The organism is Pseudomonas sp. GW821-FHT09E04 (genome assembly GCF_059416185.1).
The window spans coordinates 41,714-56,756 of record NZ_JBWKOR010000002.1 but is presented as its reverse complement, the minus strand read 5'-3'; the positions used below and the strand labels follow the sequence as shown (position 1 = coordinate 56,756).

Below are 15,043 nucleotides of genomic sequence, written 5' to 3'. Positions count from 1 at the left end.
CCCCTAACCGAGGGTGACCAAGCATGCAAGAAAGCGTGATGCAGCGCATGTGGAACAGCGCCTACCTTTCAGGTGGAAACGCTGCCTATGTGGAAGAGCTTTATGAGCTCTACCTGCACGACCCTAACGCTGTGCCAGAAGAGTGGCGCACCTACTTTCAGAAGCTGCCCGCCGACGGCGGCTCTGCCACCGATGTTTCGCACTCCACAATTCGCGATCATTTCGTGCTGCTGGCAAAGAACCAGCGCCGCGCCCAACCGGTTTCCGCCGGCAGCGTGAGCAGTGAGCACGAGAAGAAGCAAGTTGAAGTGCTGCGATTGATCCAGGCCTACCGTATGCGTGGCCACCAGGCAGCCCAGCTTGACCCGCTGGGACTGTGGCAGCGTCCTGCACCTGCAGACCTGTCGATCAATCATTACGGCTTGACCAATGCCGATCTTGATACGACCTTCCGTGCCGGCGACCTGTTCATCGGCAAAGAGGAAGCGAGCCTACGCGAAATTCACGAAGCGTTGCAGCAGACATATTGCCGCACCATCGGCGCTGAATTTACGCATATCACCGATTCCGTGCAGCGCCAGTGGTTCCAGCAGCGTCTGGAAAGCGTACGTGGCCGTCCGACCTACTCCGCCGACATTCAGAGCCACCTGCTCGAGCGCGTCACCGCCGGTGAAGGTCTGGAAAAATACCTGGGTACCAAATACCCGGGCACCAAGCGTTTCGGTCTGGAAGGCGGCGAAAGCCTGATTCCGATGCTCGACGAACTGATCCAGCGTTCCGGTTCCTACGGCACCAAGGAAGTCGTCATCGGCATGGCCCACCGTGGCCGTCTGAACGTGCTGGTCAACACCTTCGGCAAGAACCCGCGCGAGCTGTTCGACGAGTTCGAAGGCAAGAAGAAGGTCGAGCTGGGTTCCGGTGACGTTAAATACCACCAGGGCTTCTCGTCCAACGTGATGACCGCCGGCGGTGAAGTTCACCTGGCCATGGCGTTCAACCCGTCCCACCTGGAAATCGTTTCCCCGGTGGTTGAAGGTTCGGTTCGCGCCCGTCAGGATCGTCGTAACGACCCTACCGGCGAGAAGGTTCTGCCGATCTCCATCCACGGTGACGCTGCATTCGCCGGTCAAGGCGTGGTGATGGAAACCTTCCAGATGTCGCAGACCCGCGGTTTCAAGACCGGCGGTACCGTGCACATCGTGATCAACAACCAGGTTGGTTTCACCATCAGCAACCCGCTGGACTCGCGCTCCACCGAGTACGCGACCGACGTTGCGAAAATGATCCAGGCGCCGATCCTCCATGTGAATGGAGATGATCCGGAAGCCGTATTGTTCGTGACCCAGCTGGCCATCGACTACCGCATGCAGTTCAAGCGTGACGTGGTGATCGACCTGGTCTGCTACCGTCGTCGCGGCCACAACGAGGCCGACGAACCAAGCGGCACCCAGCCTCTGATGTATCAGCAGATCACCAAGCAGCGCACCACCCGTGAGCTGTACGCTGATCGTCTGACCCAGGGCGGTGTGCTCGACGTTGAGCGTGTTCAGGCGAAAGTCGACGAATACCGCAACGCGCTGGACAACGGTCTGCACGTAGTGAAATCGCTGGTCAAAGAGCCGAACAAAGAGCTGTTCGTGGACTGGCGTCCGTATCTGGGCCACGCCTGGACTGCGCGTCACGACACTCGCTTCGATCTGAAGACCCTGCAGGAACTGTCCGCCAAGCTGCTGGAAATTCCGGAAGGCTTCGTGGTTCAGCGCCAGGTTGCGAAGATCTACGAAGACCGTCAGAAGATGCAAGCCGGCGGCCTGCCGATCAACTGGGGTTACGCCGAAACCATGGCGTACGCGACCCTGGCGTTCGAAGGTCACCCGATTCGCATGACCGGTCAGGACATCGGCCGCGGTACGTTCTCGCACCGTCACGCTGTTCTGCACAACCAGAAAGATGCCGGCACCTACATTCCGTTGCAGAACCTGTACGACGGTCAGCCGCGCTTCGACCTGTACGATTCGTTCCTGTCGGAAGAAGCCGTACTGGCGTTCGAATACGGTTACTCGACCACCACGCCAAACGCGCTGGTGATCTGGGAAGCCCAGTTCGGCGACTTCGCCAACGGTGCGCAGGTTGTTATCGACCAGTTCATCACCAGTGGTGAGCACAAGTGGGGCCGTCTCTGCGGTCTGACCATGCTGCTGCCGCACGGCTACGAAGGTCAGGGCCCTGAGCACTCCTCGGCACGTCTTGAGCGTTACCTGCAGCTGTGCGCCGAGCACAACATTCAGGTGTGCATGCCGACCACGCCGGCCCAGATCTACCACTTGCTGCGCCGTCAGGTGATCCGCCCGCTGCGCAAGCCTCTGGTAGTGCTGACTCCGAAGTCGCTGCTGCGTCACAAACTGGCAATCTCGACGCTGGAAGATCTGGCCGAAGGTTCGTTCCAGACCGTTATCCCGGAAGTCGATGCACTGGACCCGAAAAAGGTCGAGCGCGTTGTTCTGTGCAGCGGCAAGGTCTACTACGACCTGCTGGAAAAACGCCGTGCCGAAGGCCGCGAAGATATCGCCATCGTGCGTATCGAGCAGCTGTACCCATTCCCTGAGGACGACTTGAAAGAAGTCCTGGCTCCTTACACCAACGCCAAAGCGGCTGTCTGGTGCCAGGAAGAGCCGATGAACCAGGGCGCCTGGTACTGCAGCCAGCACCACCTGCGTCGCAGCATCAGCAACCTCAACAAATCTCTCGTACTTGAGTACGCGGGCCGTGAGGCTTCTGCTGCACCAGCATGTGGTTACGCATCGATGCACGCCGAGCAGCAGGAAAAACTGCTGCAAGACGCGTTTACCGTTTAACGCCTTCGCGCACCTGAAACCGAATTTAAGGAACCACAGACAATGGCTATCGAGATCAAAGCCCCCACTTTCCCGGAATCGGTTGCCGATGGCACCGTTGCCACCTGGCACAAGCAACCGGGCGACGCCGTCAAGCGTGACGAACTGATCGTCGACATCGAAACCGACAAGGTTGTCCTGGAAGTGCTGGCTACCGCCGACGGCGTGCTGGGCGCAATCGTCAAGGGCGAGGGCGACACCGTCCTGTCCGACGAAGTCCTGGGCTCCATCGTTGAAGGCGGCGCTGCTGCTGCCGCTCCGGCTGCCGCTGCTGCACCGGCCGCTGCCGCTGCCGCTGCCGCTGCTCCGGCTGCCGGCGCTGACGAAGACGCTATCGCTGCTCCTGCCGCTCGCAAGCTGGCCGAAGAAAACGGCATCAACCTGGCTTCCGTAAAAGGCACTGGCAAAGACGGCCGTGTGACCAAGGAAGACGTGGTTGCCGCTGTTGAAGCCAAGAAAGCCGCTCCGGCTGCTGCGCCGAAGGCTGCTGCTCCGGCCGCTGCCGCTCCTGTGTTCGCTGCTGGCGACCGCGTCGAGAAGCGCGTTCCGATGACCCGCGTTCGCGCTACCGTGGCCAAGCGTCTGGTAGAAGCTCAGTCGAACATGGCGATGCTGACCACTTTCAACGAAGTCGACATGACCGAAGTCATGGCGCTGCGTTCGAAGTACAAGGACCTGTTCGAGAAGTCCCACAACGGCGTACGCCTGGGCTTCATGTCGTTCTTCGTGAAGGCTGCCACCGAAGCGCTGAAACGCTTCCCGGCTGTCAACGCTTCGATCGACGGCGGCGACATCGTTTACCACGGCTACGCCGACGTTGGTGTTGCTGTTTCCAGCGACCGCGGTCTGGTGGTTCCGGTTCTGCGTAACGCCGAACTGATGAGCCTGGCTGAAATCGAAGGCGGCATCGCCACTTTCGGCAAGAAAGCCCGTGACGGCAAACTGTCGATGGACGAGATGACCGGCGGTACCTTCACCATCACCAACGGTGGTACCTTCGGTTCGATGATGTCGACTCCGATCGTCAACCCGCCGCAGGCAGCGATTCTGGGCATGCACAACATCATCCAGCGTCCGATGGCCATCAACGGTCAGGTCGTTATTCGTCCGATGATGTACCTGGCACTGTCCTACGATCACCGTCTGATCGATGGCAAAGAAGCTGTGACTTTCCTGGTGACCATCAAGAACCTGCTGGAAGATCCGGCTCGTCTGTTGCTGGATATCTGATAGAAGCAGTCACGCGCTGCAAGCTTCAAGCTGCAAGAGAACGCAGCCTGGCTTGCAGCGCGCGGCTTGAAGCTTTTCGCTAAAGAGGATTTTTTGAATGTCGCAGAAATTTGACGTAGTAGTGATCGGTGCGGGCCCTGGCGGCTACGTGGCTGCCATCAAGGCCGCGCAACTCGGTCTGAGCACTGCCTGCATCGAGAAGTACACCGATGCTGAAGGCAAGCAAGCCCTGGGCGGCACCTGCCTGAACGTAGGCTGCATTCCTTCCAAGGCGCTGCTGGACAGCTCCTGGAAATACAAGGAAGCGAAAGAAAGCTTCAACGTCCACGGTATCTCGACCGGCGAAGTCAAAATGGACGTCGCTGCGATGGTTGGCCGCAAGGCCGGCATCGTCAAGAACCTGACCGGCGGTGTTGCCACCCTGTTCAAGGCCAACGGAGTTACTTCGATCCAGGGCCACGGCAAACTGCTGGCTGGCAAGAAAGTCGAAGTCACCAAGCCAGACGGCTCGGTTGAAGTCATCGAAGCCGAAAACGTCATCCTGGCTCCAGGTTCGCGTCCGATCGACATTCCACCGGCTCCGGTCGATCAGAAAGTCATCGTTGATTCGACTGGCGCTCTGGAATTCCAATCCGTACCCAAGCGTCTGGGCGTGATCGGCGCTGGCGTGATCGGTCTGGAACTGGGTTCGGTCTGGTCGCGTCTGGGTGCAGAAGTGACTGTCCTGGAAGCCCTGGACACCTTCCTGATGGCAGCGGACACCGCTGTTTCCAAGGAAGCGCTGAAAACCCTGACCAAACAAGGTCTGGACATCAAACTGGGCGCTCGCGTGACCGGCTCGAAAGTGAACGGCGACGAAGTCGTTGTGAACTACACCGATGCCAACGGCGAACAGACCATCACTTTCGACAAGCTGATCGTAGCCGTTGGTCGCCGTCCGGTGACCACTGATCTGCTGGCTGCCGACAGCGGCGTGACCCTGGACGAGCGCGGTTTCGTGCACGTTGACGATCACTGCGCTACCACCGTACCGGGCGTATTCGCCATCGGTGACGTGGTTCGCGGCATGATGCTGGCTCACAAAGCCTCGGAAGAGGGCATCATGGTTGTCGAGCGCATCAAGGGCCACAAGGCTCAGATGAACTATGACCTGATCCCTTCGGTTATTTATACTCACCCGGAAATCGCATGGGTGGGTAAAACCGAGCAGGCCTTGAAAGCTGAAGGCGTTGAAGTTAACGTCGGCACCTTCCCGTTCGCAGCATCCGGCCGTGCCATGGCCGCCAACGATACCGGTGGTTTCGTCAAGGTCATCGCCGATGCCAAGACTGACCGCGTATTGGGCGTGCACGTGATTGGCCCGAGCGCTGCAGAACTGGTTCAGCAGGGCGCGATCGGTATGGAATTCGGCACCAGCGCTGAAGACCTGGGCATGATGGTTTTCTCCCATCCGACCCTGTCTGAAGCCTTGCACGAAGCTGCTCTGGCTGTGAATGGCGGCGCCATCCACATTGCCAACCGCAAGAAGCGTTAAGACACAATAAGAAACCACGGCGGTACGGCCCGTCGTGAGCCTTGCGTGCAAGACTCACCGCGGAATGTCCGCTGGACGCAGCCTTGCGTAGCTGCACCGGGTATCCGGAAAGGCTACGCAAGCAGCAGTCACAGGTGGCGCGGCACTCATCAAGAGCGCAGCGCCGAATGCGCAGTACCTAACGAAGACGGTAAAAAGCATGAATCTTCACGAGTATCAGGGTAAGCAGCTGTTCGCTGAATACGGCCTGCCAGTTTCCACTGGTTATGCAGTAGACACCCCGGAAGCAGCAGCAGAAGCTTGCGACAAAATCGGCGGCAGCGAGTGGGTTGTCAAAGCCCAGGTCCACGCCGGTGGTCGCGGTAAAGCGGGCGGCGTAAAGCTGGTTCGCAGCAAAGAAGACGCCAAAGCCTTCGCACAGCAGTGGCTGGGCAAGCGTCTGGTGACTTACCAGACTGACGCCAATGGCCAGCCAGTCACCAAGATCCTGGTTGAATCGTGCACTGATATCGCTAAAGAGCTGTACCTGGGCGCTGTCGTTGACCGTTCGAGCCGTCGCATCGTGTTCATGGCCTCCACCGAAGGTGGCGTGGACATCGAGAAAATCGCTCACGACACTCCAGAAAAAATTCTGAAAGCCACTATCGATCCACTGGTTGGCGCTCAGCCATTCCAGGGTCGCGAGCTGGCATTCCAGCTGGGTCTGGAAGGCAAACAGGTTGCTCAGTTCGCCAAGATCTTCGTAGGTCTGGCCAAACTGTTCAAGGATCACGACCTGGCTCTGCTGGAAGTGAACCCGCTGGTGATCAAGGCTGACGGCGATCTGCACTGCCTGGACGCCAAGATCAACATCGACGCCAACGCAATGTACCGTCAGCCTAAGCTGAAGACTTTCCACGATCCGTCGCAGGACGATCCGCGCGAAGCGCACGCTGCCAAGTTCGAACTGAACTACGTAGCGCTGGAAGGCAACATCGGCTGCATGGTAAACGGTGCCGGCCTGGCCATGGGTACCATGGACATCGTCAACCTGCACGGCGGCAAGCCAGCCAACTTCCTCGACGTAGGTGGTGGTGCTACCAAAGAACGCGTTACCGAAGCATTCAAAATCATTCTGTCCGACACCAACGTCGCTGCAGTACTGGTTAACATCTTCGGCGGCATCGTTCGTTGCGACATGATTGCCGAAGGCATCATCGGTGCAGTGAAAGAAGTCGGCGTGAAAATCCCGGTTGTTGTTCGTCTTGAAGGCAACAACGCTGAACTGGGCGCTAAAGTACTGGCAGAAAGCGGTTTGAACATCATCGCTGCTACCAGCCTGACCGACGCTGCTCAACAAGTCGTTAAAGCTGCGGAGGGCAAGTAATGAGCGTCCTGATCAATAAAGACACCAAAGTTATCTGCCAGGGTATTACCGGTTCGCAAGGTAGCTTCCACACCCAGCAAGCCATCGAATACGGCACCAGGATGGTTGGCGGCGTAACTCCAGGCAAAGGCGGCACCGAGCACCTGGGCCTGCCAGTGTTCAACACCGTGAAAGACGCCGTAGCTGCCACTGGCGCCACCGCCAGCGTGATCTACGTTCCGGCTCCTTTCTGCAAGGACTCGATCCTGGAAGCAGCTTTCGGCGGCATCAAGCTGATCGTCTGCATCACCGAAGGCATTCCTACCCTGGACATGCTGGACGCTAAAGTTAAGTGCGACGAGCTGGGTGTCATCCTGATCGGCCCTAACTGCCCAGGCGTGATCACCCCAGGCGAATGCAAGATCGGCATCATGCCAGGTCACATTCACTTGCCAGGCAAGGTCGGTATCGTTTCCCGTTCCGGCACCCTGACCTACGAAGCTGTTAAGCAGACTACTGACGCCGGTTTCGGTCAGTCGACTTGCGTCGGCATCGGTGGTGACCCGATCCCGGGTTCGAACTTCATCGACATCCTGAAGCTGTTCCAGGAAGACCCGAAGACCGAGGCGATCGTGATGATCGGCGAGATCGGCGGTTCGGCTGAAGAAGAAGCGGCTGCCTACATCAAGGCTCACGTGACCAAGCCGGTTGTTTCCTACATCGCTGGTGTGACTGCTCCTCCGGGCAAGCGCATGGGCCATGCTGGCGCAATCATCTCCGGCGGCAAAGGCACTGCAGACGAGAAATTCGCTGCTCTGCAAGACGCAGGCGTGAAAACCGTGCGTTCGCTGGCGGACATCGGCAAGGCCCTGGCCGAGCTGACTGGTTGGGCTGTCAAGTAAGCCTCGCGCTTAGCTGACGCTTTACCAAACAAAGGCCACCTTCGGGTGGCCTTTGTCGTTTCTGATGATTGAGTTGACGGTGGCCATTTATAGGCACCTACCCAATAACATGCAAAAACGCGACACAGACACGTCGCGTATCGGATAGTTCGCCCTCAAACAGTGCGTTTGTCAGACAAATTCGTTAGGCTAGCAGCCATTTTTGCGTCTGCCGCCCACAAGGCATGCAACGCGCTAAACGGGTCAGTCCCATACGGATTGACAGCATTTCCCTAACCCCACAGGGAAATCCCCCTCTAAATTCCGATTCAGTAGTGTGGTATTTCCTTAATGAAAGTTTTGAAAGGTCAGGACATCCTGGCACTTGGTTTTATGACATTCGCCCTGTTCGTCGGGGCCGGTAACATCATCTTCCCGCCTATCGTCGGTTTGCAGTCCGGACCCAACGTCTGGATGGCGGCGCTGGGCTTCCTGATCACGGCGGTCGGTCTGCCGGTGATCACCGTCGTGGCGCTGGCCAAGGTCGGCGGAGCGATGGATTCCCTGAGCAGTCCGATCGGCAAGATTGCCGGTGGCGTGCTGGCAGCAGCGTGCTACCTCGCGGTCGGCCCGTTGTTCGCAACACCGCGTACCGCAACCGTGTCGTTCGAAGTAGGCCTGGCGCCGTTGACTGGCGAAAGCCCGCTGGCGCTGTTCCTCTACAGCTCGGTGTACTTCCTGCTGGTGTTCTTCATCTCGCTCTACCCGGGCCGTTTGCTGGACACCGTAGGGCGCTTCCTCGCGCCACTGAAGATCATCGCCCTGGCGGTACTCGGCATCGCTGCGTTTGCGCTGCCGGCGGGTGATATCGGCGTGGCCACTCCGGAATACGTCGCGGCACCGTTCTCCCAGGGCTTCATCAATGGTTACCTGACCATGGATACCCTCGGCGCTCTGGTGTTCGGCATCGTCATCGTCAACGCGATCCGCTCCCGTGGCGTCGAGTCGCCTGCGCTGATCACCCGTTACGCAATCATCGCCGGGTTGATTGCCGGCGTTGGTCTGGCGCTGGTGTATGTCAGCCTGTTCCGTCTGGGTTCCGGCAGCCATGAAGTGGCCGCTGGCGCTACCAATGGCGCGGCGGTGCTGCACGCTTACGTGCAACACACCTTCGGTTCGCTGGGTAGCGGTTTCCTTGCGGTGCTGATCTCGCTGGCCTGCCTGGTGACGGCGGTCGGTCTGACCTGCGCCTGTGCCGAGTACTTCAGCCGCGTGTTGCCACTGTCCTACAAGACACTGGTGATCATCCTGGCTGCATTCTCGCTGTTGGTGTCCAACCTGGGCCTGACCAAGCTGATCGCGTTCTCGATCCCGGTACTGACCGCGATCTACCCGCCGTGCATCGTGCTGGTGGCCCTGAGCTTCTGCGCTGCGTTCTGGCATGAACAGAGTCGCATCATGGGCCCGGTGATGTTGGTGTCGTTCGTGTTCGGCACCATCGACGCCTTGAAAGGCGCCGGTCTGGCTGACTGGCTGCCGTCGCAACTGGCCCACCTGCCGCTGAGTGAGCAGGGCCTGGCGTGGCTGGTGCCATGCGTGATGACCCTGGTAGTTGCCGTTGTTTGCGACCGCCTGCTGGGCAAGCGCGCCGAAGCCCTGGCTTAAGATTGCCCGGCCGCCACAAGCGGCTTCCGAGCGATTAAACAGAAATGCCCCGTATCAATCGATACGGGGCATTTTTTATGGGCGAGAGGCAGTGTCTTTTTCCCTGAGCTAACGTCGAAGGGTTGCCGAAATCTTCATCACAGGGAATTGCATGTCATTCATCCAAGCCAATCAGATCCATCTGCTTGCCGCGCTCTGGTTTGTCATCTGCTGGGGCGGTTACACCCGTTATGCCACCTGGAAGGGCCGCGACACTGCGTGCCTGGCCAGCGTGTTGCACCTGTACCGCGAAGACTGGATGCGCCGCATGCTGCTGCGTGACAACCGCATCGCCGACACCAGCGTGATCGGCAACCTTGAGCGCAACGCCTCGTTCTTCGCTTCCAGCACCCTGATCATCCTGGCGGGCATTCTCACCGTGCTCGGTGCATCGGAGCGTGCGGTGTCGTTGCTGGCGGATATTCCGATGGTGCAGCAGGCTTCTCAGGGCATGTCGGAGATCAAGTTGCTGTGCCTGGCGCTGGTGTTCGTCTACGCCTTCTTCACGTTCAGCTGGTGCATGCGCCAGTACAACTTCGCGGCCATCCTGATCGGCTCGGCGCCGATGATCGGCGAGCGGCACGTGTCCGAGCAGGAGCGCAAGGCGTTCGCTTCGCGGGCGGCGCGGGTGATTTCGATGGCGGCCAACCAGTTCAACTTCGGTCTGCGCTCCTATTACTTCGGCATCAGCATGCTGGCGTGGTTCGTCAGCCCGTGGCTGTTCATGCTGATGAGCGCAGGCGTGGTGCTGGTGTTGTATCGCCGCGAGTTTCATTCCGACGTGCTCGATGTAATGGTCTATACCCCTACAGAGGCGCCATTGCCCGACACGATCAAAGAGGCTGCTTGATGAGTATTCCGTTCTGGTGTGTGTTTATCAGTGTGTTGTTGATCTACGTGGCACGCATGCCGGTGGGCAAGGCCATGAAAGAGCAGGGCGGTTACAACAACCACTTGCCGCGTCAGCAGCAGGCGCAACTCACCGGTTACGGGGCTCGCGCACTGGCAGCGCATCAGAACAGCATCGAAGCATTTATCTTGTTTGCTGTGGGTGTGTTGATGGCGCATACCACGCAGACGGCGGGATGGCTGATCGATACGTTAGCGATCATCTTCGTGATCGCACGGATTCTCTACTTGTGGTTTTACCTGGCCGATATCCCGAAGCTGCGCAGCCTGGTCTGGCTGATCGGCTTAGTGTGCTCATTGTTGCTGATGATTAGTCCGACTTTTAGAACTGTCTTGCTCTAATTCGGTATTAGCAAAAAATGACAGGCAAAAGAAAACCCGCACTTGGCGGGTTTTCTTTTTTGCCATCGAGAAGCGGCTTATTGCTTCTTGGCCGCTTCGTCTGCAGCGGCTGCGTTCGATTCGGCCTGATCTTTGGCGGCTTCGGCGTTTTCTTTCGCCGCGTCGTTCACTTTATCCTGAGCTTCATTCATTTTCTGCTGAGCTTGTTCAGCATGTTGGTTGGCATCTTGAGCTTTGTCCTCGGATTTTTTATCGCAGGCTGCGAGACCGAGGGAAGCGGTCAACATCAAGGCAATAGCTAAAGTCTTACGCATGGGGTGTTTCTCCTTATGGAAAATAACTACTGGCCTTAAGAACGCAGCCCCAAGGGTTAAGTTCCTCATTTCTCACAGATATATAAGTTTGTTTTGCAATGGAACTTTTGCTGTTCTTTCCACTACCGGGAACAGTGACTAACAAGAGTAATTATCAAATGGCCGAAAACCCTGTTTTTGAGCGCGCGACCCGCTTTCTTTCGGCCCTGCGCCACTGCCAGGTGCTGGGCTTGAAAGTGCACAGCGCCAGCAGCGAAGGCCTGACCGTGGTCTTGCCGTACAGCCCGCAGATCGTTGGCAATCCGCTGACCGGCGTAGTCCACGGCGGGGCGATCACGTCGCTGATGGACACCGCGTGTGGCATGGCCACCCTGTGCGTGCTGCCGGAATTCGAAGTCTGCCCGACTCTGGATTTGCGGATTGACTACATGCATGCCGCCGAACCGCATAAAGATGTCTATGGCTTCGCCCAGTGCTACCGAGTGACCACCGATGTGATCTTCGCCCGGGGCTTCGCCTATCAGGATGATCCCGAACATCCCATCGCCCACGTCGTCGGCACGTTCATGCGCATGGGCAAGGGCCTCAAAGGCACAAAAGGCTTTGGTGGCGCGATCAAGGGAGACAGCCAATGAACGATGATTTCAAGCAGCAACTGCAGGAGGCTCACGCGAAGGCTGACTACGCGCCACTGCTGAAGCTGATTCCCTACGCAGGGCTGATCGGCGTCGAGTGTTCGCGAGTCGGTGATGACCTGCTGTTCAAGTTGCCGGCCAACAAGGACAACATTGGTAACCCTTTATTGCCGGCGATCCACGGCGGGGTGATTGCCGGATTCATGGAGCTGTCCGCCGCCCTGCATCTGCTGATTTTCACCGGTGCGCCCGGTGTGCCGAAGATCATCGACTTTTCCCTCGATTACCTGCGGGCCGGGCAGTTTCGCGATACCTGGGCCAGGTGCCAGGTCTGTCGTCAGGGGCGGCGGGTGGCCAACGTCGCGGTCACGGCCTGGCAAAGCACCGAGAGCGAGCCGATTGCCACTGCCCGCGCCCATTTCAAAATCGACGAGCCCTTGAAATCCTGAACACCGCCCCCAACTCAGTGAACAACCCGCCGCAGACCATTTGGGTCGCGGCCAATGCCATCTGATTGGAGTTTGATGACCATGAGTGTGGAAACTCAAAAGGAAACCCTGGGCTTCCAGACCGAGGTGAAGCAACTGCTGCACCTCATGATCCATTCGCTGTATTCCAACAAGGAAATCTTCCTTCGCGAATTGATCTCGAACGCCTCCGACGCCGTCGACAAGTTGCGCTTCGAAGCCCTGGCCAAGCCTGAGTTGCTCGAAGGTGGCGCTGAACTGAAAATCCGTGTGAGCTTCGACAAGGACGCCAAGACCGTCACCCTCGAAGACAACGGTATCGGCATGAACCGTGACGATGTGATCACCCACCTGGGGACCATCGCCAAATCCGGCACCGCCGATTTCATGAAGAATCTCTCGGGCGATCAGAAAAAGGATTCGCACCTGATCGGCCAGTTCGGTGTGGGCTTCTACTCGGCCTTCATCGTTGCTGACAAAGTTGACGTGTACAGCCGTCGCGCCGGCACCGCTGCCAGCGAAGGTGTGCACTGGTCGTCGAAAGGCGAGGGCGAATTCGAAGTCGCCACCATCGACAAACCAGAACGCGGCACCCGCATCGTCCTGCACCTGAAATCCGGTGAAGACGAGTTCGCCGATGGCTGGCGTCTGCGCAACATCATCAAGAAGTACTCCGACCACATCGCGCTGCCGATCGAGCTGCCGAAAGAAGTGGCTGCTGCCGAAGGCGAAGAGAAGCCTGAAGTTGAATGGGAAACCGTCAACCGCGCCAGCGCCCTGTGGACCCGTCCTCGCACCGAAGTGAAGGATGAGGAATACCAGGAGTTCTACAAGCACATCGCCCACGACTTCGAAAACCCGCTGGCCTGGAGCCACAACAAGGTCGAAGGCAAGCTTGAGTACAGCTCGCTGCTGTACGTGCCGGCCCGCGCTCCGTTCGATCTGTACCAGCGTGAAGCGCCGAAAGGCCTGAAGCTGTACGTACAGCGCGTGTTCGTGATGGATCAGGCCGAGTCGTTCCTGCCACTGTACCTGCGCTTTATCAAGGGTGTGGTCGACTCCAACGACCTGTCGCTGAACGTGTCGCGGGAAATCTTGCAGAAAGACCCGATCATCGACTCGATGAAGTCGGCGCTGACCAAGCGCGTGCTGGACATGCTGGAAAAACTGGCGAAGAACGAGCCTGAGCAATACAAGGGCTTCTGGAAAAACTTCGGTCAGGTCATGAAAGAAGGCCCGGCAGAAGATTTCGCCAACAAGGAAAAAATTGCCGGTCTGCTGCGTTTCGCATCGACCAACGGCACCGACGGCGAGCAGATCGTGGGTCTGGCCGACTACCTGGCCCGCGCCAAGGAAGGTCAGGACAAGATCTACTACCTCACCGGCGAAACCTACGCGCAGGTCAAGAACAGTCCGCACCTGGAAGTCTTCCGCAAGAAAGGCATCGAAGTGCTGCTGCTGACCGACCGCATCGACGAGTGGCTGATGAGCTACCTGAGCGAGTTCGACGGCAAGAGCTTTGTCGACGTCGCTCGTGGTGACCTGGACCTGGGCAACCTGGACTCGGAAGAGGACAAGAAGGCCGCAGAAGAAGTCGCCAAGTCGAAGGAAGGTCTGGTTGAGCGTCTGAAAACCGCGCTGGGCGAGTCCGTTGCCGAAGTCCGCGTTTCCCATCGCCTGACCGATTCGCCGGCCATTCTGGCTATCGGTGAGCAGGATCTGGGTCTGCAAATGCGTCAGATCCTCGAGGCCAGCGGGCAGAAGGTGCCGGATTCGAAGCCGATCTTCGAATTCAACCCGAGCCACCCGCTGATCGAGAAACTCGACAACGAGACCAGCGTAGAGCGTTTTGGCGACCTGTCGCACATCCTCTTCGACCAGGCCGCCCTGGCGGCTGGCGACAGCTTGAAAGACCCGGCCGCTTACGTGAGCCGTCTGAACAAGCTGCTGGTTGAGCTGTCCGCTTGATCAAACTGTAGAAAAACCCGCTTCGGCGGGTTTTTTCATTCTGGTGTTCAACCAATCAGGAGTCAGAAATGAGCCAAGTCACTGTACGTTCCGTGGTCTATCAGATTGACGGCCAGCCTTATGAAGGTCGTCTGGCGTTCGACGCCGAGCACAAAGGTGCGCGTCCGGGGCTGTTGATGGCGCCGAACTGGATGGGTGTCAGCGCTGGTGCTGAAGAGATTGCCAAATCGGTGGCGGCCAAGGGCTACGTGGTGCTGATCGCCGACGTGTACGGGCAAGCGGTGCGTCCGCAGAACGGCGACCAGGCCGGCGCGGCGATGATGCCGCTGAAAAATGACCGTGCACTGCTGCGCAAGCGTATGCAGGCTGCGTTCGAACAATTGCAGAAGCAGGGCGAAGCGGCGGTTGATACCTCGAAACTGGCGGTGTTCGGTTTCTGCTTCGGCGGTTGCTGTGCGCTGGACCTGGCCCGCACCGGTGCGGCGCTCAAGGCTGCGGTATCGTTCCACGGCACGCTGGATTCGCCGAACCCGGCGGATGCGAAAAACATCAAGGGCTCGGTGCTGGTGCTGCACGGCGCTTCTGATCCGCTGGTGCCGAAAGAGCAACTGCCGGCATTTGAAGACGAGATGAATGCGGCTGGCGTGGACTGGCAATTGCTGAGCTACGGCGGTGCGGTGCACTCGTTCACCGATCCGCACGCCAATGTGCCGGGCATGATGATGTACGACGCGAAAACCGCTGCGCGGGCGTTCAAGTCGATGCATGACTTGCTGGAAGAAGTGTTCAAGGGCTGATTCGGTTGAAAGCGCTCCCACGC

At 58.6% G+C, this 15,043-nt stretch carries 13 protein-coding genes; 12 read left to right on the top strand and 1 reads right to left on the bottom strand.

Annotated features, from left to right (window positions below):
- Positions 1-23 precede the first annotated feature (23 nt).
- The 8 genes from AC07N4_RS06500 (at position 24) to AC07N4_RS06465 (ending at position 10,839) form a co-directional block, all read left to right on the top strand.
- Positions 24-2,855 (top strand): 2-oxoglutarate dehydrogenase E1 component, encoded by a 2,832-nt coding sequence (locus AC07N4_RS06500; protein ID WP_096822973.1) that lies wholly within the window; start codon positions 24-26, stop codon positions 2,853-2,855.
- A gap of 42 nt (positions 2,856-2,897) precedes the next feature.
- Entirely contained in the window at positions 2,898-4,124 is a 1,227-nt protein-coding gene (gene odhB / locus AC07N4_RS06495; RefSeq protein WP_102620366.1) for a 2-oxoglutarate dehydrogenase complex dihydrolipoyllysine-residue succinyltransferase, read from the top strand.
- Positions 4,125-4,221: 97 nt separating this feature from the next.
- On the top strand, positions 4,222-5,658 hold the full coding sequence (lpdA, locus tag AC07N4_RS06490) for a dihydrolipoyl dehydrogenase (protein ID WP_085732276.1): 1,437 nt from the start codon (positions 4,222-4,224) through the stop codon (positions 5,656-5,658).
- A 199-nt stretch (positions 5,659-5,857) separates the two neighbouring features.
- A complete protein-coding gene (sucC, locus tag AC07N4_RS06485; RefSeq protein ID WP_007919879.1) occupies positions 5,858-7,024 on the top strand; it encodes an ADP-forming succinate--CoA ligase subunit beta in 1,167 nt (388 codons plus the stop codon).
- Positions 7,024-7,905: a succinate--CoA ligase subunit alpha gene (sucD, locus tag AC07N4_RS06480; protein ID WP_493065519.1), complete on the top strand. Its 882-nt coding sequence runs from the start codon at positions 7,024-7,026 to the stop codon at positions 7,903-7,905. The genes sucC and sucD overlap by 1 nt, the downstream gene beginning before the upstream one ends.
- A 330-nt stretch (positions 7,906-8,235) precedes the next feature.
- On the top strand, positions 8,236-9,549 hold the full coding sequence (gene brnQ / locus AC07N4_RS06475) for a branched-chain amino acid transport system II carrier protein (RefSeq protein WP_102620367.1): 1,314 nt from the start codon (positions 8,236-8,238) through the stop codon (positions 9,547-9,549).
- Between the two features lie 151 nt (positions 9,550-9,700).
- A complete protein-coding gene (locus tag AC07N4_RS06470; RefSeq protein ID WP_096822976.1) occupies positions 9,701-10,438 on the top strand; it encodes a DUF599 domain-containing protein in 738 nt (245 codons plus the stop codon).
- The gene (locus AC07N4_RS06465; protein ID WP_493065520.1) at positions 10,438-10,839 is read left to right on the top strand and encodes an MAPEG family protein; all 402 of its coding nucleotides are present in this window, start codon (positions 10,438-10,440) and stop codon (positions 10,837-10,839) included. The genes AC07N4_RS06470 and AC07N4_RS06465 overlap by 1 nt, the downstream gene beginning before the upstream one ends.
- 77 nt (positions 10,840-10,916) lie before the next feature.
- Here the strand turns inward: AC07N4_RS06465 and AC07N4_RS06460 are convergent, their stop codons facing one another.
- Positions 10,917-11,153: a hypothetical protein gene (locus AC07N4_RS06460; RefSeq protein WP_085682944.1), complete on the bottom strand. Its 237-nt coding sequence runs from the start codon at positions 11,151-11,153 to the stop codon at positions 10,917-10,919.
- Between the two features lie 158 nt (positions 11,154-11,311).
- Between AC07N4_RS06460 and AC07N4_RS06455 the strand changes: the two genes are divergently transcribed.
- The 4 genes from AC07N4_RS06455 (at position 11,312) to AC07N4_RS06440 (ending at position 15,020) form a co-directional block, all read left to right on the top strand.
- A complete protein-coding gene (locus AC07N4_RS06455) occupies positions 11,312-11,788 on the top strand; it encodes a PaaI family thioesterase (protein ID WP_096822978.1) in 477 nt (158 codons plus the stop codon).
- Positions 11,785-12,237: a PaaI family thioesterase gene (locus tag AC07N4_RS06450; protein WP_102620368.1), complete on the top strand. Its 453-nt coding sequence runs from the start codon at positions 11,785-11,787 to the stop codon at positions 12,235-12,237. The genes AC07N4_RS06455 and AC07N4_RS06450 overlap by 4 nt, the downstream gene beginning before the upstream one ends.
- An 81-nt stretch (positions 12,238-12,318) precedes the next feature.
- Entirely contained in the window at positions 12,319-14,223 is a 1,905-nt protein-coding gene (gene htpG / locus AC07N4_RS06445) for a molecular chaperone HtpG (protein ID WP_493065521.1), read from the top strand.
- A 68-nt stretch (positions 14,224-14,291) separates the two neighbouring features.
- The gene (locus tag AC07N4_RS06440; protein ID WP_096822980.1) at positions 14,292-15,020 is read left to right on the top strand and encodes a dienelactone hydrolase family protein; all 729 of its coding nucleotides are present in this window, start codon (positions 14,292-14,294) and stop codon (positions 15,018-15,020) included.
- Positions 15,021-15,043 lie beyond the last annotated feature (23 nt).

Excerpts from the sequence above, each read along its gene's own strand:
- AC07N4_RS06500 (WP_096822973.1), top strand. The coding sequence starts at position 24 with ATGCAAGAAAGCGTGATGCAGCGCATGTGGAACAGCGCCTACCTTTCA.
- brnQ (WP_102620367.1), top strand. The coding sequence starts at position 8,236 with ATGAAAGTTTTGAAAGGTCAGGACATCCTGGCACTTGGTTTTATGACA.
- AC07N4_RS06455 (WP_096822978.1), top strand. The coding sequence starts at position 11,312 with ATGGCCGAAAACCCTGTTTTTGAGCGCGCGACCCGCTTTCTTTCGGCC.
- sucC (WP_007919879.1), top strand. The coding sequence starts at position 5,858 with ATGAATCTTCACGAGTATCAGGGTAAGCAGCTGTTCGCTGAATACGGC.
- odhB (WP_102620366.1), top strand. The coding sequence starts at position 2,898 with ATGGCTATCGAGATCAAAGCCCCCACTTTCCCGGAATCGGTTGCCGAT.
- AC07N4_RS06450 (WP_102620368.1), top strand. The coding sequence starts at position 11,785 with ATGAACGATGATTTCAAGCAGCAACTGCAGGAGGCTCACGCGAAGGCT.
- AC07N4_RS06470 (WP_096822976.1), top strand. The coding sequence starts at position 9,701 with ATGTCATTCATCCAAGCCAATCAGATCCATCTGCTTGCCGCGCTCTGG.
- AC07N4_RS06465 (WP_493065520.1), top strand. The coding sequence starts at position 10,438 with ATGAGTATTCCGTTCTGGTGTGTGTTTATCAGTGTGTTGTTGATCTAC.
- sucD (WP_493065519.1), top strand. The coding sequence starts at position 7,024 with ATGAGCGTCCTGATCAATAAAGACACCAAAGTTATCTGCCAGGGTATT.
- AC07N4_RS06440 (WP_096822980.1), top strand. The coding sequence starts at position 14,292 with ATGAGCCAAGTCACTGTACGTTCCGTGGTCTATCAGATTGACGGCCAG.
- htpG (WP_493065521.1), top strand. The coding sequence starts at position 12,319 with ATGAGTGTGGAAACTCAAAAGGAAACCCTGGGCTTCCAGACCGAGGTG.
- AC07N4_RS06460 (WP_085682944.1), bottom strand. The coding sequence starts at position 11,153 with ATGCGTAAGACTTTAGCTATTGCCTTGATGTTGACCGCTTCCCTCGGT.
- lpdA (WP_085732276.1), top strand. The coding sequence starts at position 4,222 with ATGTCGCAGAAATTTGACGTAGTAGTGATCGGTGCGGGCCCTGGCGGC.